A 19,485-nucleotide genomic window follows, 5' to 3' on the forward strand; every position below is an offset into this window, starting at 1 on the left:
ATGAATCTTTTTTTCTGGATTAAGTTTTCGCGTGCTCTTTTCGCCTTTGGCCGATGGTATACCAACGAGAACAGAGTACGATTGCATATCGTTATTTTGTGTCTCACAGGGAGTTTCTCCGGTTTGGCGCAGTCACAGAACTGGGTTGAGACGGCTCCCGGCATCTGGAAATTCTCGGTTGGTAAACCTGAAGCGTATAATTTACTGACCGCTGCCGAATCAAAACCCAATGTAGAAGCATTGACTAAATTGGGTAAAACGGGCTTTCCAATTGCTAAAAACGCTATTTCGGTGCGGGTAGAAGGTGGTAAAACCTACCTACGTTTACCGCTTGACCGGGGAGAGCAGATTTTTGGTTTTGGACTGAATTTTCAGACCGTTCACCAGCGGGGCAAAATTCTGCAATTGCACATGGACCATTACGGCAGCAAAGACAATGGTCGTACGCATGCGCCGGTTCCGTTTTATGTGTCGTCGAAAGGATACGGCGTGTTTGTGAATTCTGCCCGATACATCAACGTCTATGCCGGTACCGCCGTTCGTCAGGATAGCAAAAACCCGCCGAAAGTGCAGGATCGAAATACGGATAAAACGTGGGAAGCCCGACCGTATTCCGATGCCGTTGAGATGCTGGTGCCTGCCGAAGGAGTGGATCTGTACGTATTTGGCGGCCCGACACCCCTGGACGCCGTTCGTCGGTTCAACCTGTTCAATGGAGGAGGCTGTTTGCCGCCACGCTGGGGGCTGGGTTTTACGCAGCGGGTAAATCGACTCTACTCGGCCGACGATGTGCAGAAGGAAGCTCAGGAGTTTGAAGACAAACAATATCCGCTTGATTTTATCGGCCTGGAACCGGGTTGGCAGAGTAAATCGTATCCCTGCACATTCGAGTGGGACAAAGGCCGTTTTCCACAGCCCGGTCTGTTTGTCAAAACCATGCTGGATAAGGGCATCCGAATCAACCTATGGACAAATCCGTATGTATCGCCCGAAGCATCCATTTACCCGAAAATCGCTCCATACACGGGTTCACACACGGTTTGGGTAGGTGCCGTACCCGACTTGACCATGCCACAGGCACGGGAAATTTTCTGGGGTAAGTTTGCCAGCGACCATGTCGACATTGGTGTGAGTGGCTACAAGATTGATGAAATCGATGGGTATGATTTTTATCTCTGGCCCGATGTGGCTACGTTTCCGTCGGGATTGAGTGCTGAACAGATGCGGCAGACCTATGGCCTACTAGTACAAAAACAAAGCGCCGATCTGTTTCACCAGCGAAACCAGCGAACCTATGGGCTGGTTCGGGCATCCAATGCCGGTGGTTCATCGCTACCCTACGTAATTTACAACGACTATTATAGTCACGAAGATTTCATTACAGCTCTGATTAACAGCGGGTTTGCAGGTGTTCTCTGGACGCCGGAAGTACGGGCTTCCAAGACGAGCGAAGAATGGCTGCGCCGATTTCAGACCGTTTGTTTTTCGCCGATGGCCATGATCAATGCCTGGGCCAGTAGTACCAAACCCTGGTCGTTTCCCGAGGTGGCAGAACAGATCAAAGAGATCGCGCAATTGCGGATGAAGATGATGCCATACTGGTATACCGAATTCGCGAAATACCATTTCGAAGGCACCCCGCCGTTCCGGGCAATGAATCTGGAAGACGGTTTTCAGGCAGCGGCAAAAAAAGAGGTTCTGACGGCTAGTCTGGAAGAAAATCCCTATGCAGAAGCCGTCGGTAAAGAAATTAAGGATCAGTACATGGCGGGTGAATACCTGCTGGTTGCCCCGCTGTTTACTGGGCAGACATCGCGTAAAGTTATCCTTCCGAAAGGGAAATGGTATGATTTCTATACGGGCCATTTCGCTGGTGATGGCGAAGTAATCACTGTTACGCCAGGACTGGACAAGATTCCGGTTTATGTGAAAGATGGCGGTATTATTCCGATGATGCCACCGCTGTTGCATGCGCCAAAGCCAGCCCAAAAGGTTGATCTGGAGATTCGGCATTATGGCGAAAAACCGGCCCAGTCACGGCTTTACGACGACGATGGTGAGACGTTTAATTACGAGAAAGGGCAGTATGCCTGGCGAACAATTACCGTAGAGCGGCAGAAAAATGGGCAGTGGAAAGGCTCGGTATCGAAACCGGAAAAAGGAAAGCCTGATACGATCGGTAAGGTAACCTGGCGGTTTATGACCAGCCGATAAGGGGCCAATGTCTGGCGGATTGCTTGTGGTTGCGAAAGAAAACTGACTGCGAATCAGAGCAACCAGTACAACAGGGCGGGTGCCAGCAGAACGAATAGCAGGATGAGGGCAAATACAGCCTGTTGACGGGAAGAATAGCTGACATAACGACTATTCCCTGCCAACAGGTTCATCAGTTCGAGTATCCAGTGACGCAAGGCAGAAAAGAGGCTTAAAATTGAAATCTCACAAAGGTATAGGATTGATTTATTGGGCTATATTATCATATTGTTAACCTTATTAAAGCAATTTGGATAATTCTATAGAAAATGTAAGTGATAAAATTAGTTATAATTCACTACGACTCCGGTTCGTGTTTTGGGGAGTAATACGCAGAGCCGATCAATAGGTAGCCTCAATAAAAGTGGGCCTACCCAGCGGCTGTGAATAGAGGTAAAATGAAGCAAAAGGCAACAGATCTGTCAATAATTACAATATAAAATAAAAATAGTTTAAGCAGGAGGGTGCGGGAGTGTCAGGCGGTTAGTGTCAAGCAACTTTGTATTGGAGTAGTTCTTAGTACTATAGCCATATAACCTAACTGATACACTAACTAAATTAATACTGACCTCATGCTGAAATTTACTCAGTTAGCCAGGCTACTGTTGCTAACCGTTACATTACTGATGAGCGGGGGCGTCATGGCCCAGGTTATCACTGGAGTTGTTACCTCTTCCGACAGAAATGAAGGAATTCCGGGTGTCAACGTGGTACAGAAAGGGGCGAGTAGCGGAGCCGTCACCAATGCCAAAGGAGAATATTCGCTACGGTTATCCAGCGCTGGTTCAACGACATTGACTTTTTCGTTCATTGGCTACATCACCCAGGAGGTGGTTGTGGGCAATCAGGGCGTAATATCGGTAAAGCTGGAGCCCGATAACCGATCGCTTAACGAAGTCGTTGTGATTGGTTACGGTACAGCCCGAAAAGCGGACGTTACGGGTGCTGTCGCTTCATTCGATACGAAAACCATTGAGCAACGGCCCATCCTGCGGGTCGATCAGGCACTCGTTGGGCAGATGGCGGGTGTGCAGGTCAAGCAAACGAGTGGTGGCCTGGGCAAAGGCTTTAGTATACAGGTGCGTGGTAGCGGGTCGATTACGGCGGGCAATGAACCTCTCTATGTGATCGACGGCTTTCCACTGGCAACCGCAGCCCCTAACTCGGCTGGTAACTTTAGTTCCGGAAACCCGCTGGATAACATCAATCCCAATGATATTGAGTCGATTCAGGTGCTGAAAGATGCAGCCTCTGCCGCTATTTATGGCTCAAGAGCGGCTAATGGCGTGGTGCTGATCACCACCAAACGCGGGAAACAGGGCAAGGCAAGCATTACGATCAATACCTACGCGGGTTTTATGGAGCGGACCCGCAAACTAGACATGCTCAGCGCCGACGAATGGGTCGACCGGTCGACCGAAATGATTAATGCCCAGTGGGTTGCGTCGGGAACAGGTCGAACGGCGACACAGACCAACGAACAGCGTCGGGTCATTCTGGGCCTGCCAGTGGGTCAGGTAAATACCAGCTACATGACGGATGATCGCTGGGCACAACCAGGACATCCCGGCCTCAACTACATTGACTGGCAGGATCAGGCTTTCCGGAAAGGATTTGTGCAAAATCACCAGATTTCGGCTAGCGGTGGTACCGACAAGGTGCGGTATTATGTTTCGGGCAACTACGCCAATCAGCAGGGCATGATTATCAACACCAACTATACTGCTTATTCGGCGCGGGCTAATGTGGAGGTGAATGCCACCAGTAAACTCAAGCTGGGTCTTAATCTGTCGCCAACGTATTCGATCAACAATGATCCTGGAGTGGAGGGTAAAGACAACATTCTACACCAGTTGGTCAGTATGACACCCGTGCAGGAAGATACGATGGGCATTTATCCCAACGTAGGCAACAATGGACAATACCGCTGGAGCGTATCGACAAATAGCCCAATTGGCAAACTTCAGAATGTGATCGGTGAAACCAAACGCTTCCGGACACTGGGTTCAGTATTTGCTGACTACCAGATTCTTAAAGGCTTGTCGTTCCGGACATCGGTGAATCTGGACAATACCGACAACAGTTCGAAATCGTATAATCCGTATTTAATTGCGAGTACACTGGCTACCAGACTGGCTCAACTCACGACGTTAACCAGTGGATCATATAGCAGCTACCGGAAACGAACGTTTGTCAACGAGAATACGCTTTCGTATGCTACTACATTCCAGAATCGGCATAACCTTTCCCTGCTGGGTGGTTTCTCCTACAACTCCGGCAAACTGGAATCGGTGTCGCTCAGTTCGAACGGTGGATTCAGCAGCAATGTCATTACCACGCTCAATGCGGCCAATGGGGTAACAGGCAATACGAATGAATCACGAAATGTCCTGATATCGTATTTTGGCCGTGTACAATACAATTACTCCGAGAAATATCTGCTCTCCGCCAGTATTCGGCGCGATGGATCGTCCCGGTTCGGATCGAATACGCGCTGGGGTCTTTTCCCATCGGCATCGTTGGGCTGGCGGATTTCGGAAGAATCGTTCATGAAAGGGATCACGCCGATCAACGACCTGAAGTTACGGGCCAGTTTCGGAACGGCGGGTAATTACAACATTGGCGATTACAGCACATTACCAACCCTGGCTACGGCCAACTATACCTTTAACGGCGCGAATGCCATTGGTCAGGCCCCCAGCGGAGTGACAAACCCCGATTTAACCTGGGAAACCTCCGAAACAGTTGACTTTGGACTCGATGCGACGGTGCTCAACAGCCGCCTGAGCTTTTCGTTCGACATCTATAATAAGCTGAACAAGGGATTATTGCTGAATGTCCCGATTCCGGGCGCAACGGGTTTCTCGTCCTATTTAAGCAATGCCGGTAGCGTTCGTAATCAGGGCTGGGAATTTGAACTGAACAGCCGCAACACGACCGGTGAATTTAAATGGAATACGTCGTTGAACCTGAGTCATAATGCCAACAAAGTGGAAGCACTGGCAGGAGGGCAGGAGCAGATTCTGATTCCATCGTCGTTCGATGTGTCGCATTCGCTGTTGCGCGTTGGTGAACCGCTTTATAGCATCTACGTGGTGAGACAGATCGGCATTCTGTCGCAGCAGGACATTGATGGCAAAGCTGCCGTGTTTGGTTCAGAAACGGCGGGCGATCCGAAATACTTCGATGCTAATGGCGATGGTGTAATTGATGCGAATGACCGGGTTATAGTGGGTCATCCCAATCCCAATTACGTCTGGGGAATTACGAATAATTTCCGTTACAAAGGCTTCGATCTGACGGTACTGGTACAGGGCCAGAATGGAGGTTCTATCTATTCATTGCTGGGTCGGGCATTAGGTCGCACCGGCCAGGGTTTTACCGACAACGCGCTTGGTACCTACCGCGACCGGTGGCGCTCGGCCGAAAATCCAGGAGCGGGTATTGTTAGTAAAGCCTATTCGACATTTGGCCGGATTAAAAATACCGACTGGCTGTATTCGTCTGACTATGTGCGGGTTCGCAACATCACACTGGGTTACGATCTGAAAACGATCGTGAAATTACCCCAGCTTCAGGGCGCCCGCATCTACGTGACGGCCGAAAACTTTTTTGGGTTCGATAAATACAAAGGCGGCTTTAATCCGGAAGCGAGCAACACCGATTTGAGCGGAAGTTCGTCGTTCCCTGAAGCGGGCGATTACGGTGGTTTGCCGCTTCCTCGCTCCCTTGTTTTCGGATTGAATGTAACGTTCTAACCAGCCTTAAAACCATGAAAAATACAGCATTTTATATAGTAGCGCTTCTGGCCGTGCTGGCCTCCTGTACCGGCGATTTGAATCAGGTGCCCATCTCATCGGCAACAACGTCGACGTTTTATTCACAGCCTAACGATTTTTTGCAGGCCAGTAATGCCATCTACAGCGATCTGAGAGGTTATCCGGATCGGCAACTGAATCTCTCCGAAACCCGCTCCGACAACTTATACGCTGTTTCGGATGGGGGAGTTCGCGATTGGGAAGGTATCAATAGCTTTCAGAAAAGTATTGCGGGTAATGTTTACGTCTCCGAAGCCTGGTCGACCAATTTCAATGGAATCTACCGGGCGAATGTACTGCTGGATCAATTGCAGAAAAATGGAAAGCTGATTACGGATGTTAGCCTGAAAACCCGACTGGAGGCCGAAGCTAAATTCTTACGGGCGTTTTTCTACTTCGATCTGGTACGTTTTTTCGGTAAGGTACCCATCATCGACCATCCCGTTACGGCCAACGAAGCCCTATCAATTCCACGGAGTCCCGTAAAAGATGTATACACGCTAATTCTGTCGGACCTGACTTTTGCGGCAACAAATCTGCCCGAGACCTATGCCGCTGCCGACAAAGGCCGGGCAACAAGGTATGCCGCCAAAGCGGCTCTGGCACTGGTGTATATGACCCGTTCGGGACCTACCTACGATATTGAAGGGCCTGGCCTGGGGCTGAACGAATGGTCACAGGCGTTGACGGTGCTAAATGAAATCATTGCGAGTGGGAAATATTCATTCCTTACGTCTTTCACCAACATTTTCTCGTTCACGAATGAAAATAACGCTGAGGTTATTTTTGACGTACAGTATGCCAATGGACTTACACCGGTAGTAGGGGGAACGTTTCCCTGGGTTCTGGTGCCCGATACCTGGTTTCAGTCGAATGGAAAAGCGACTCAGGGCGGACTAACGATCCGCCCGGTATCGGTCGATTTGCTGAATGCATACGCGACTGCCGATACACGGAAAGCGTTTACCATTCAATCGGGTTATACCTACAATGGCGTGGCTGAAACCCGGTCGTTTGTCAAGAAATACGTTGATCTGACCAAAGTGCCGACCAATAACCGACTCGACTGGCCGATCAACTTCATTGTCTATCGTTATACGGACATACTGATGCTAAAGGCCGAGTGTATTTTACGGGGAGCGACGGGCGGCACACAGGCCGATGTGGATGCCATTGTCAATCAGGTACGGGTTCGGGCGGGTTTGCCTGCCATCACCAATGTGACCTTGTCGCAACTGTTGCAGGAGCGTCGGAAGGAGTTTGTTGGCGAAGGGTCTCGCTGGCATGATTTGGTCAGAAGTGGCCAGATTGAAACAATCATGACCGCCTGGATTGCGGCCGAAGATACCCAGAAACAGATGCAGCCATTCCAGAAAAACTACATCATCTATCCGGTCCCACAGGCTGAGCTGGACACAAAACCAGGTTTATATACGCAGAACGCGGGCTATTAAGCGTGAAGTTGGTGATTGGGTAAAGGTCTACATCAGTAGACATATTTCCCCGGTCACCAATTTTTCATTTGTTAAATGACCAACTACGACTCATGACGCTCTTCTTTTCGCTATTAATTTTGCTGTTGAACAAGCTGACTGCACCGGAACCATTGCCCTGGGTGAAGCAGGTTGGAGCGCAAACGATGCCTACCCCAAAGACGGTGTTTAAAACCGAAGACTATGGCGTTGCAGGCGATGGGAAAACGCTCGAAACGAAAGCAATTCAGGCCACCATCGATGCCTGTGCGGCCAAAGGGGGAGGAGTAGTCGCCTTTAAATCAGGGCAGTATGTTACGGGCTCGCTGTTCCTCAAAAAGAATGTTACGTTACGGCTTGATAAGGGTGTGGAATTACTGGGAAGCCAGTCTCTGGCCGATTATCCGGAAATTGATACCCGTGTGGCTGGTATTGAAATGCGATGGCCTGCCGCATTGATCAATGTTATCGACCAGACAAACGTAGCCATTGTCGGAGAGGGGACGGTCAATGCGCAGGGGCGTGTTTTCTGGGATAGTTACTGGGCCATGCGAAAAGAGTACGAGAAAAAAGGGTTGCGCTGGATTGTTGACTATGACTGCAAACGACCCCGCACCGTGCTCGTTTCAAACTCATCGAACATCACCCTCAAGGGCATTACGTTGCAGCAGGCGGGTTTCTGGACAGTGCATATTTTGTACTCCAGTCACGTAACGGCCGATGGTCTGGTCATTCGCAACAACATAGGTGGTCATGGACCCAGTACGGATGGCGTCGATATCGACTCATCAACCTACATTCTGGTTCAAAACTGCGATATTGACTGCAACGACGACAATTTTTGCCTCAAAGCAGGCCGCGACTGGGATGGTCTTCGCGTCAATCGGCCAACAGAATACGTGGTCATTCGCGACTGCGTATCCGGAGCCGGCGGTGGGCTCATTACGTTCGGGAGCGAAACGTCGGGTAGTATACGACATGTGCTTGCCCGGAATTTGAAGGCAAAAGGAACGGGCGTAGGCATTCGGCTGAAGTCGGCTATGACCCGTGGTGGAACGGTAGAGGATATTTATCTGGAACGTATGTCGATGGATGGGGTAGGCGTACCGGTTGAGGTAACGATGAACTGGAACCCGAGCTATAGTTATTCGACGCTGCCCGAAGGCTATACCGAAGCAACGTTACCTCCTCACTGGAAAGCGATGCTCCACAAAGTAGAGCCAGCCAGCAAAGGGATACCCCACTTTCGGAGAATTAATATTTCTGATCTGACCGTAACCGATGCGAAACGAGGCATTATGGCCGCAGGACTTGCCGAATCATTGCTGGAAAATTTCTCACTGCGAAACGTGTCGATTTCGGCGACAACGGCCGGTGAAATCAATTATGCTCAAAGCTGGAAGCTCGATAATGTGCACATCACGGTCAAAGACAGCAGCCCTGTGGGCATCAAAAACAGCTCGGGCGTTAGCCTGTAACTGTATTTCAGAGCGATCCGCGCCGGATCATGTAGAATGGGTTTTTAACTTTAATGTGTTTGTTATCAAGGAGTAGGGAGGCCGCGGTGAAGCCCATTGCTTCAAAATCGGTTGTAACGACTGTAATATTCAGCAATTCTTTCAGTGTTGTTTCATTGAAGGATATAACACCGATTTCGCGACCCAGCGAGTAATTGGTTCGCCTGACCTTTTTGACCAGCTCCGAGAGATCTGTTTCTTCAATGACTACGTAAGCTGTACCCGCTTCAAGGTGCTCGTCAGTAGCGTGTTCTTTGATGCTGAATTCTTTGTTGAAATTGATGCAGAACGAGCGAAATCCGTGTGCAATTTCAACGGGATAGTTACCATCGCTTGGCAGAATAAGCACCATGCGTTTATATTTATGCAGCAGATCCTGGGCATTCTCCAAGGCTCCACAAATGTCCTTATCGAAATTCTGATAGACACTCAGCGGAGTTCCCGACAACTCAAGTACATCCTTATCGAGCAGCACTAATTCATGAGAAGGAATCGTTTCGAGGACCTGCATGTAATCTGCCTTGTCGAGATCCTGCGTAAAATGCGGCATCACAACATAATAATTGTATTTGCCCAGGTTCTTCTCGATGATTTCCTGAAAGTGGTAGGCGCTATAATGGTGAATCTGAAGGTCAACGGTTGCTTTATCGCCGAGTGCTTTGAGAAAAGCGTAATAAATAATCTTTTTATACGAACTTAACTTGTTGAAAATGAGCAGAATTTTCAGCTTGGCAGTCGTGTTCGTTTGTACATAGTAGCCTTTTCCCTGCACAGAGGTAATGTAGCCCTGTTCCCGTAGCTCCCGATAGGCTTTCTCGACCGTATCCCGAGCCAGGTAATACTCGGCACTTAGTTCGCTGATGGATGGGAGTTGCTCCTTATTTTTCAACACACCCCGTTCAATATCGGTGATAATCGATTGGACAATCTGTTTATACTTGGGTGTTTTGTCTTTCGGGTTAAACTGAAGCTTATAGAGCGGAGAGGCTGAGTTGGCGTAAACATCAATAAAACCATAAGCCTGACGCCGACTGTACGTATCAGTAGGAAACTTAGCTAGCATAATCCTTGAGGTTTTAGTGAATTATTCTAAGATGAATTATGCCTATTCTATATAATCTATAAACAGTAGGCAGCTATAAGCTTCCAAAGAATACTGGACAAAACGAAAGAAATTACGGACTTTTTTTATGCAATCGTTGCCGGGAACGTTGCCAGAAAAGGATAACTGGTAGAAATTGTTGTAAAAAAAATAGGTGTAGTTACATTTAGCCGTGATCTGACCTGCTATTTATTTCGCAAAAAATGTAGCCAAAAATTGTATTTATCTACTAATTGGTCCATTGGTATAAACTCAAAAACGCCTGTAAAGCAGGCGTTTTTAATGCAGTTTTGTCGAAGATTTTCTCTAATAATTAACCTTATCTAGCCCCCACGGGTAATGCATTCGCTTAATCGCTGGCGTACTTCTGACGTAATCGTCGAACAACATCGTCGGCCAGTTCATCACGCATACTATCGTAGAGCGACCAGCGGGAGGGAGCGAATAGACTGGCACTGGTCAGCGAGTGGCCATTCAGGGCACGGTCGTCGCCACTGAACGTTTGCCACTCCGTTTTCCAGTCGCGGGTTTCCCAGATGGTATCTTCCCAGCGTGTTTGTCCGGTTTGTGTGTCAATGGCTCGCATGCGAAGTGATAGCTCGGCCCTGATTGTTCGTTGGTAGGTTGTCAGGGTGCCGCTCACTTTTTCCATGATGTCGACCTTTGTCGAGTCATTGATTTTCTTTTCACCCACCTTGTAAGTTTGAGTGCTGTATACCGTTGTCGACGACGATGATGTGTTATCGCTATAGGGTTGATAATTCGAAACCTGCATCTGTACCGCCTGATGAATCGGAAAACCATCCCCAGCCGATTCGTCAGGGTGATAGAGCCGCACAAATTTGGACGGTGCATCGTTCGGGTTAATCTGGCGAAAAATCAGATTTTGTAATTCCTGATTATCTCCTGAACTGATTTCAGAAGTAGGTGATAAAGGCTCAACAACAACGCGCAGAATGGCGAAGGGGAGGGCGTCTTCGGCTTTGGCGTGGGCCTGCCGAAAGCCCGATACCCACGACAAGGCCTTCTGATAGTTGACATAGGCATCCTTTGCGGCCTGTCGATTGTCTTCCCGGTAGGCAAAAGCCTGTTCGGCCACCTCGTAGCGGTCGCCAGCAGCCAGTTGACGGATTTCCTGTTGACGATCGGCATACGAAACCGGGTAAGCCGCCAACCAGTCGGTACAGGCAGTGCAGGTTCGGGCGTTGTCGGTCAGAGTTTGCAGCTTTTCATATTCTGTGTGAACAACTTCCCAACGGAATGCATCGGTGTTGGCTGGAGACGACAATTTCCGGATGGCCGTTTGGTGTTCATCGTAGGCCCGGACAAAAGCCTGTTTCAGCACCTGTGGTGCAATACGATAGCCCCGTTTGGTTAATCCACGCCATCCGTTGAGCCGTTGAGAGGCTTGTTTGACGGCCAGATCGAAATGGCCGTGCCTAAAGGCTGTTTGGCCACTGCTACAGGCGGTTAGGACTGTAATTATTGTAACGAAGAGTAGAAGAAGGCGAAACATAAACTAAAATACGATTTTCTGAACATTCGACAATGCACGCAGTAGTTGGTTTATCTTTGACCCAAAAAATAAGCTGCTGGTTTAGAAGGTCGGTTTTCGGTTTACCGTATCCGGCTCGTGACAGTGCAAATAGTGGCGCTAACGGTGGCTTGCGTGGATCTTATCCGTACATTATAAACCAGGTTCAACCGATCATCTATGTCGAGACACCGACGCTATCGCTCGGCCGAGAAAACACTTGGCACTTCTCCCGGTACGCTCACCTATGTAGGTGCAGAAATCGAACACGCAACCAAAATCAAACGGATCGAATATAATGCAACCGAATATCACCTGAATGATGGCAAAAAACTAAGCGAATGCCGATTACCCGATCCTCAATCACCCTACGTCAACTGGCTCAACGTCGATGGTATTCACGAGCAGAAGGTCGTTTCTACTATTGGCCAGTCCTATCATCTGCACCCCTTACTGCTCGAGGATGTAATGAACACCGAGCAGAAACCAAAAATTGACCTCTATGACGATACGGTGGTGTACGTAACGCTTAAGATGCTGCATCACAGCCGCCAGCGGCAGGAGATCGATGTTGAGCACATAAGCCTTATACTGGGCAAAAACTACCTGATTTCGTTTCAGGAAGAACGAACAAACGACGTTTTTGAGCCGGTGATCGACCGCATTAAGGCTTCGTCGGGGAAGACCCGGCGCAACGGTGCCGATTATTTGCTCTATGCGCTGATGGATGTGATCGTAGACCATTACTTACTGATCACGGAACGAATTGGCGAAAAAATGGATGAACTGGAGGAGGAAATTGTGAAGGAACGTGCCAATCAGCAGACACTGGCAGTGCTGTATACCCTGAAACGCGAGCTAACCTTTATTCGCCGGACGGTTTACCCACTTCGCGATATGATCGGTGTACTGCTGCGCGAAGAATCACCTCTGATTCAGCATAGTACGCTGCCTTACTTGCGCGATCTGGCCGACCATGTCAACCAGATTGTCGAATCCCTCGATTCCTATCGCGAGCTTATTTCGGGGCTCATGGATGTATATTATTCCATTGTCAGCAACCGAATGAACTCAGTCATGAAAACGCTGACAATCGTGTCGGCCATTTTTATTCCCCTCACATTCATTGCCGGAATTTATGGCATGAACTTCGAGAATATGCCCGAACTTCGCACCAAAACCGGCTACTTTTGGGTTCTTTTTAGTATGGGAGCTTTAGCTATAGCCGAAGTAATTTATTTCAGGCGACGTGGCTGGATGTAACGGCCGAATTTAATTAACCATTCAACTATAGACATTGGCTATTCGCTAATTCATGGCTGTTCACTTGTGGAACGGCTAAGGTCTACAGGGAGGATTTATGACAACTCAGGAACTTCAATTAGATAATCTTCAGTGGATTACCGATTCCCGGCAGGTTGGCGAACAGGCTTCTGCGGCTCAGTTGGGTAATACCGTTTTTTTTGCCATTCAGGGTGAACACCACGATGCACACGACTTCATTGGTGAATTGTATCAGAAAGGAAGCAGGCATTTTGTTGTCGAACGAGCGGCTCTGACACCCGATCGACGGGTCGAATTCATGGCGTATCCTGATGCTCAGTTTATTGAGACCGATAGCAGCCTACAAATGTTGCAGATGCTGGCATCGGAACATCGGCGGCAATTTCGCATTCCAATTATCGGGATTACGGGCAGCAATGGAAAAACGATTGTAAAAGAGTGGCTGGCGCAGTTACTGGCCGACGACTTTGTGGTTGCCAAAAGCCCTAAAAGTTATAACTCACAATTAGGCGTTCCGTTATCGGTTCATCAGCTGAACGAAAGCCATACGCTGGGAATCTTTGAGGCCGGTATCTCGAAATCGCACGAGATGCAGGCACTGGAAGCAATCATACGACCTACGATCGGCATTTTTACCAATATTGGCACTGCTCATGACGAAGGATTTCGAACGCATAAGCAGAAAATTGCCGAGAAACTTCGACTTTTCATTCATTCCGGTACGCTGGTCTATTGCGCTGATTATACCCAGATCGATGAAGAGGTTAACATGCTTCTTAAGGCGGTTAATGCCCATATGCGGTTCATTACCTGGTCATTGACGGGTAAAAGTGCTGTTTACCAAGCCACTTTGCAGCAGGATCAGCTTTCAATCAGTGGTCCATCAGGCAACTTTACCTTGAAACTGCCTTTTACTGATCCGGCCTCAGTCGAAGATTTGATCCACTGCATCGTGACCATGCTGACGTTGCGGGTTTTGGATGCTGATTCGTTGCAAAGTCGATTAAATCGGCTACGGCCCGTTTCGATGCGGCTGGAACTGAAAGAGGGGATTAATAACTGCGTGCTGATCGACGATTCGTATAACAACGATGTAGCTGGTCTGCAACTCGCGCTCAGCTTTCTCCATCAGCAAAGTACCCGCAAGCACCGGGCCGTAATTCTGTCTGATGTGCTTCAGTCGGGTCAACAGGAAGATGATCTCTACGAACAGGTTGCCAGTTTGATCGGAGCTAACAGCGTCGATCAATTTATCGGAATTGGTCCGGTAGTTAGCCGAAATCGTCGTTTTTTTGCTGATAACAGTGTTTTCTTCGACACAACTGATCAATTCCTGACGACATTTCCGGTCAATAACTTACGGGATAGCGATATTCTGGTAAAAGGTGCCCGGCCTTTCTCTTTTGAGCGGATTGTAAACCGACTGCAACGCAAAGTGCACGGAACGCTGCTCGAAATCAACCTCGATGCGTTGACGCATAATCTGAACTACTACCGGGAAAAGGTTGGGTCCGATACGAAAATCATGGTGATGGTGAAGGCATTTGCTTATGGCAGTGGCAGTGCCGAAGTAGCTCAACTGTTGCAGTTTCACCGGGTCGATTACCTGGCGGTAGCCTATGCCGATGAAGGCGTGTCGCTTCGCCAGAATGGAATCGAATTACCGATTATGGTCATGAATCCTGCTCCCGAAACCTTCACCACACTGCTCGAATATAACCTGGAGCCGGAGATTTATAGTATTCGGATGCTTCGGGAGTGGGCCGATTTTGTCACACGGAGCGCACAGCCGGAGACTCCTGTCTCTGCACCCAGTCTTTTTCACCTTAAAATCGACACGGGTATGCACCGGCTGGGTTTTTTGGAAAGCGAAATACCAATCGTTGTCGACTATCTGAAAAACTATCCCCATTTGCAGATAGCGACCGTGTTTAGCCATCTGGTTGGGGCCGATGAAGCGCAGTTCAACTCGTTTTCGCAGCACCAATACGAAACATTTTTGCGGGCCACAGCCGAACTTGAAGCCGGACTGGGGTATCGACCAATGCGTCATCTTCTGAATTCGGCGGGCATTGTGCGATTCTCTGAATACCGACTCGATATGGTTCGGTTGGGCATTGGGTTGTATGGCGTCGAGTCAAGCCAGATCGAAAAAGATGCCGTTCGGCCAGTTGGTACGTTGCACACGGTTATCAGTCAGATCAAAACAGTACCGGCGGGTGAGTCAGTTGGATATAGTCGCCGAGGTGTATTGGATCACGATGCCCGGATTGCTACCCTCGCTATCGGGTATGCCGACGGGTACGATCGCCGACTTGGTAATGGGGTCGGGCATGTGTGGGTCAACGGAACCCGCTGTCCAACGGTTGGTAGCATCTGTATGGACATGACCATGATCGATGTGACGAAAGCATCAGCCGCTGAAGGCGATGATGTGATCATCTTCGGAAACGAAATCCGGATCACTGAACTAGCCCAGCAGATGGGAACAATTCCTTACGAAATTCTTACGGGCGTGAGCGAACGCGTGAAACGGGTATTTTTCAAGGAAGGAAACTGACCTTACGGGCCCGTCGCCCTATTGACTAGCTATGTACTTTCTCATCTATAAACCCTACCTGATGCTTTCCCAGTTTAGCCAGGAAGGGGGTAAACCCACGCTGGCTGATCTGGACTACGATTTTCCAAAAGATGTTTATCCGGTGGGAAGACTCGATGCCGATAGCGAGGGATTGCTGTTACTGACAAGCGACAAACAACTCAACCACCGATTACTGAACCCGAAATTCCGCCATAACCGAACCTATTATGTACAGGTTGAGGGTGTGCTGACCAATGAAGCCAGTCGTCAGTTGTCGGAAGGGATTACCATTTCAGTCGATGGTAAACCGTATCAGACGCTCCCTGCCGAGGCCCGGTCACTGGCTGAACCTAATCTGCCCGAACGAACACCGCCCATTCGCTACCGGGCTACTATTCCAACTTCCTGGCTTTCGATAGCACTTCACGAGGGTAAGAACCGGCAGGTACGCCGAATGACAGCTGCTGTGGGTTTTCCAACGCTTCGGCTTGTGCGCTGGGCTATCGTCGATCTGACGGCCGACGGCATGATGCCCGGTCAGGTTAAGGAACTGAGTCGCTCTGAGGTTCTGCGCGGACTGCATTTATAAATGAAGACAGGCAACCCACAACTGTTTAACGAATTGGCAAAGCGGTAATTAAAGGGCATTAATATTGGTAAATAGGGGTAACTGGATAGTAATTACCTCATTACCCAATTCCCTACTTACCAATTTTTAGTACCTTACATCAGGTTCTATCTCCCATGCTATGCCGCTTTTTCCCCGACAACTTTCTGATGCTGAAATCATGGCCGGTATCCAGGCAGGTGGAACGCAACGTCGGCTCTATGAAAACAAGTTGTATGAAAAATATGCTTACCGTATTGCTGATGCTACCCGAAAGCACCGGTTAAGTGAAGATGAGTGTGCCAGCGCCTATTCCGATGCCATACTGACTGTAATCGAAAACGTTGCCAGTGGTCGTTTTGAGGGTCGTTCGGAGTTAGCAACGTATCTATATCAAATATTTACGAACAAATGTGTTGACGCAATTCGAAAAAAGACGACTAATCGAAGTAGCGTCCACGATGCGCTTTCGCTCGATGACTCGCTGCTCCAACTGCCCGACGCGGCCCGGTCTGCGGTACAGAATCTTATTGCTCAGAGTGATGTAGAGCGTCTTCATCGACACTTGCAGGCGTTGGGCGATAAGTGCCGTGCCATGATTCTGTCGTGGGGGGAAGGATATTCTGACGATGAAATTGCGCAGACACTTGGCTATAATTCGGCCGCGGTGGCCAAAACCAGCCGATTGCGTTGCCTGGAAAAACTCCGTGAACGTTTTCGCGACATTTTATGAACACTGATCTGGAAACAATTGAAAATTATTTAACGGGCCAGCTGCCTGCCGACGAGCGATCGCAGTTTGAATCGGCTCTAAAAACAGACCCGGCTGTGGCCGATGCTTTGGCCTTTTATGTCCTGTCGAAGCAAGCTGCAAAGGTACAGGCCCGAGAGCAGCGTCTTGCCGAATTCGATGAATTACGTCGTCAGCAACCCCGTATAGGTCAGCGGTCGATGAGCAATTGGATAACCTATGTAGCCGCTGCCGCTAGCATTGTATTGGTACTAAGTTTAGGCTGGTATTTTTTCTGGCCTTCAATGGATTCGACGCTTATTGCCAGCCAACAGGTCGATAGCTACGTTTCAACCCACTTTATGCAGCTGCCAACCACAATGGATGGCAGTACGGATAGCATGAAAATCGGCATTGATCGATTCAATAGAGGACAATTGGCCGAGGCAGCTACAGTTTTTCAGGACGTGCTGACACGCCATCCTGATACGGATACCGCTCTAAAATATGCCGGTATTGTTGCCCTTCGGCAAGGGAATTACGACCAAGCCATCGACCAGTTTCACCGCCTGAGCGAACGCACCGATCTCTTTGCAAACCCCGGTTTATTCTACGAAAGTCTGACATTGCTCAAGCGCGGACAACCGATGGATAAAAGCAGGGCCAAAAAATTGCTTGAGGAAGTCATTAAGAAGAACTTGGAAGGCAAAGGCGAGGCTGAGAAGTTGATTGAGAATCTTTAATCTAAATTATACACACCTCCTATGAGTTATGATCTCCCTAAACCCCGCCGATTTACAATCACCATTCCTGAATTAGGAAAAGCTCAGGTAGTTGTCGAGCCAGTTTCTGGTAAACGGCCTGGCCTGATCATAAAGCCAGAACTACGGAATCGACGAACATACAGCCGATTACAAAATTTAGATAAGTCAGTCGTTGTTCAGTTACGAGACGCTAAGGATCGGAAAGTCAGGTATCTGGCCGTAAAAAATCAGAAAATTGTTTTGTTGACTGATGCTCAGTTAAAGGAATTCAGATCAGAAAAATTAGCTGTTGAGCAGGTCGTTCGTAAACGAGGAAGAGAAATCAGTTCAAAACCATTAACGATTCGGTACACAGTTAGTGACTGTCCTGCTTTGGTCAAAGGGGAGAATATCCATACCGTATTGCTTGAATGGGAAGAAAATACTGGCTTCGTCAATGGGAGTATTTCGCCGGAGCTTCGCTTCTTCAATGATAGAGGAAGAATTATTGTCGATGCCAACTCACAGAGCGATAATTCATTTATTATCAGCCCCGATGATACACTAGATCCGCCTGTACCTCCCCATGCCTGTGCATCTACTGTAAACACGGTACTAGGCGAGTCGGATTACAAGACCTTGACTCCTGAAGATATTGACCACTACCGCCGATGGGCTAATGATTATACCGGGCCAACTGTAGCCGTCTTAGATACAGGGTTGAAATTTAATTTTAGAAATAAAGGAGGAGTCGAACCTCTGGATGGACCCTATTATTACCGGGACGCAAAAACTGGCGAACCACGGCATTTTGTTGTGGCGTTTCAGGAAGAACCGGACTCGACCTGCCGCAACCTGCCTGGTAATCATATCGGTTATTGCGCGGTTTGCCGATATAAACAATCGGATTTTCTGCTACAGGCAACGGCAAACCAAATTAGTGCTGGATTGCCATGCCAGACAAAAGATATTTGTAACAGCCCGTTCGATGATCATCGTATTCTGGATAATACGGGTAAACTGCTGGATGGGCGACATGGTACATCGATTGCAGCCATTATTCAGCAAAAAGCTGAGGTTCGTATTTTGCCCGTAAAAGCATTTGATAATCAGGGGTTCGGTACACTGTTTGATATGCTGAATGCGTTTAACTATATCCTGCATCGGCAACAAGCCGATAACATTCGAGTGGTGAATGCAAGCTGGATTACGGGTAGAGATGAGCCCCTGTTATTGCAAAAGGTCCAGCAACTGATGAGTGCTGATGTGTTTCTGGTGGCGGCTGCTGGTAACATTGGGCAATCGATCGATCCCAATTTAAATAATGTACCCTTATATCCGGCCTGCTACAGTACCGTTTGCCCCAATGTGATTACAGTTACAACAGCCGCCCGAACGTATCGGACCCAGACTGTGGGAAGTCGGACAAAAGCACCTACTTCGAATGATCCACTTGAACAGGGATTGAACGAAGAGCGGCAACGGCGGACTATCCTGAAACAGTTTGGAATCGATGATCCAGCCATTCGGTTTCGTTTTGAGGGCCTGATCGCTGTTGAAAATTTCTCGACTACTTTTGTTAATATAGGAGTTGTTGGCGATGTGCAAGGGTATTTCAAGAGTCCCGTATTGGGTGGCGGACTGCTCAATGGTAGCTCATTTGCCTGTGGCTATGTATCGGCTGCAGTGGCCGAGGAACTCCGTACTCATTCGGCCTCTACCAGGGCGCAACTGATTGCAGCACTTACGAGCCGTGATACAATGCTTAAGAGCGAGGGCGTTAATGATGGACGCTATCTCCTTCCTTAACTCCGTTAAGCATAAAAGATTCGTTTTCTTACTTA

Annotated in this window: 13 protein-coding genes; 10 read left to right on the forward strand and 3 right to left on the reverse strand. The window is 48.6% G+C overall.

Translation table 11 applies throughout. The annotated features are described in order from the left end of the window. Positions 1-2,214: a glycoside hydrolase family 31 protein gene (locus G8759_RS13300; RefSeq protein WP_167208696.1), complete on the forward strand. Its 2,214-nt coding sequence runs from the start codon at positions 1-3 to the stop codon at positions 2,212-2,214. A 53-nt stretch (positions 2,215-2,267) separates the two neighbouring features. On the opposite strand, the gene G8759_RS13305 is transcribed toward G8759_RS13300, so the two are convergent. Then, positions 2,268-2,411 carry a hypothetical protein gene (locus G8759_RS13305; RefSeq protein ID WP_167204105.1) on the reverse strand — a complete coding sequence of 48 codons (144 nt, stop codon included), beginning with the start codon at positions 2,409-2,411 and terminating at the stop codon, positions 2,268-2,270. 414 nt (positions 2,412-2,825) lie between these two features. On the opposite strand from G8759_RS13305, the gene G8759_RS13310 reads away from it, so the two are divergent. The 3 genes from G8759_RS13310 to G8759_RS13320 all read left to right on the forward strand — a co-directional run bounded on the left by G8759_RS13310 (position 2,826) and on the right by G8759_RS13320 (position 9,021). Beyond that, complete coding sequence (locus tag G8759_RS13310) at positions 2,826-6,011, forward strand: SusC/RagA family TonB-linked outer membrane protein (RefSeq protein ID WP_167208699.1); 3,186 nt, start codon at positions 2,826-2,828, stop codon at positions 6,009-6,011. 14 nt (positions 6,012-6,025) lie between these two features. Then, positions 6,026-7,525 carry a RagB/SusD family nutrient uptake outer membrane protein gene (locus tag G8759_RS13315; protein ID WP_167208701.1) on the forward strand — a complete coding sequence of 500 codons (1,500 nt, stop codon included), beginning with the start codon at positions 6,026-6,028 and terminating at the stop codon, positions 7,523-7,525. 92 nt (positions 7,526-7,617) lie between these two features. After that, positions 7,618-9,021: a glycoside hydrolase family 28 protein gene (locus tag G8759_RS13320; RefSeq protein ID WP_167208703.1), complete on the forward strand. Its 1,404-nt coding sequence runs from the start codon at positions 7,618-7,620 to the stop codon at positions 9,019-9,021. A gap of 7 nt (positions 9,022-9,028) precedes the next feature. Here the strand turns inward: G8759_RS13320 and G8759_RS13325 are convergent, their stop codons facing one another. Further along, on the reverse strand, positions 9,029-10,123 hold the full coding sequence (locus tag G8759_RS13325; RefSeq protein ID WP_167208705.1) for a GntR family transcriptional regulator: 1,095 nt from the start codon (positions 10,121-10,123) through the stop codon (positions 9,029-9,031). A gap of 388 nt (positions 10,124-10,511) precedes the next feature. Next, a complete protein-coding gene (locus G8759_RS13330) occupies positions 10,512-11,678 on the reverse strand; it encodes a hypothetical protein (RefSeq protein ID WP_167208707.1) in 1,167 nt (388 codons plus the stop codon). Positions 11,679-11,876: 198 nt separating this feature from the next. Here G8759_RS13330 and corA point away from each other — a divergent pair, with 198 nt between their 5' ends. The 6 genes from corA to G8759_RS13360 all read left to right on the forward strand — a co-directional run bounded on the left by corA (position 11,877) and on the right by G8759_RS13360 (position 19,450). After that, positions 11,877-12,959 carry a magnesium/cobalt transporter CorA gene (gene corA / locus G8759_RS13335; RefSeq protein WP_167208709.1) on the forward strand — a complete coding sequence of 361 codons (1,083 nt, stop codon included), beginning with the start codon at positions 11,877-11,879 and terminating at the stop codon, positions 12,957-12,959. Positions 12,960-13,056: 97 nt separating this feature from the next. Beyond that, entirely contained in the window at positions 13,057-15,540 is a 2,484-nt protein-coding gene (locus G8759_RS13340; RefSeq protein ID WP_167208711.1) for a bifunctional UDP-N-acetylmuramoyl-tripeptide:D-alanyl-D-alanine ligase/alanine racemase, read from the forward strand. A gap of 31 nt (positions 15,541-15,571) precedes the next feature. Then, a complete protein-coding gene (locus G8759_RS13345; protein ID WP_167208713.1) occupies positions 15,572-16,150 on the forward strand; it encodes a pseudouridine synthase in 579 nt (192 codons plus the stop codon). 160 nt (positions 16,151-16,310) lie between these two features. After that, positions 16,311-16,901, forward strand: coding sequence for an RNA polymerase sigma factor (locus G8759_RS13350; protein WP_167208715.1), 591 nt, complete (start codon positions 16,311-16,313; stop codon positions 16,899-16,901). Continuing rightward, on the forward strand, positions 16,898-17,641 hold the full coding sequence (locus G8759_RS13355; protein ID WP_167208717.1) for a tetratricopeptide repeat protein: 744 nt from the start codon (positions 16,898-16,900) through the stop codon (positions 17,639-17,641). The genes G8759_RS13350 and G8759_RS13355 overlap by 4 nt, the downstream gene beginning before the upstream one ends. 21 nt (positions 17,642-17,662) lie before the next feature. Continuing rightward, a complete protein-coding gene (locus G8759_RS13360; RefSeq protein ID WP_167208720.1) occupies positions 17,663-19,450 on the forward strand; it encodes a S8 family serine peptidase in 1,788 nt (595 codons plus the stop codon). Positions 19,451-19,485: the final 35 nt, after the last annotated feature.

Source organism: Spirosoma aureum (assembly GCF_011604685.1).
Taxonomy (GTDB): domain Bacteria; phylum Bacteroidota; class Bacteroidia; order Cytophagales; family Spirosomataceae; genus Spirosoma; species Spirosoma aureum.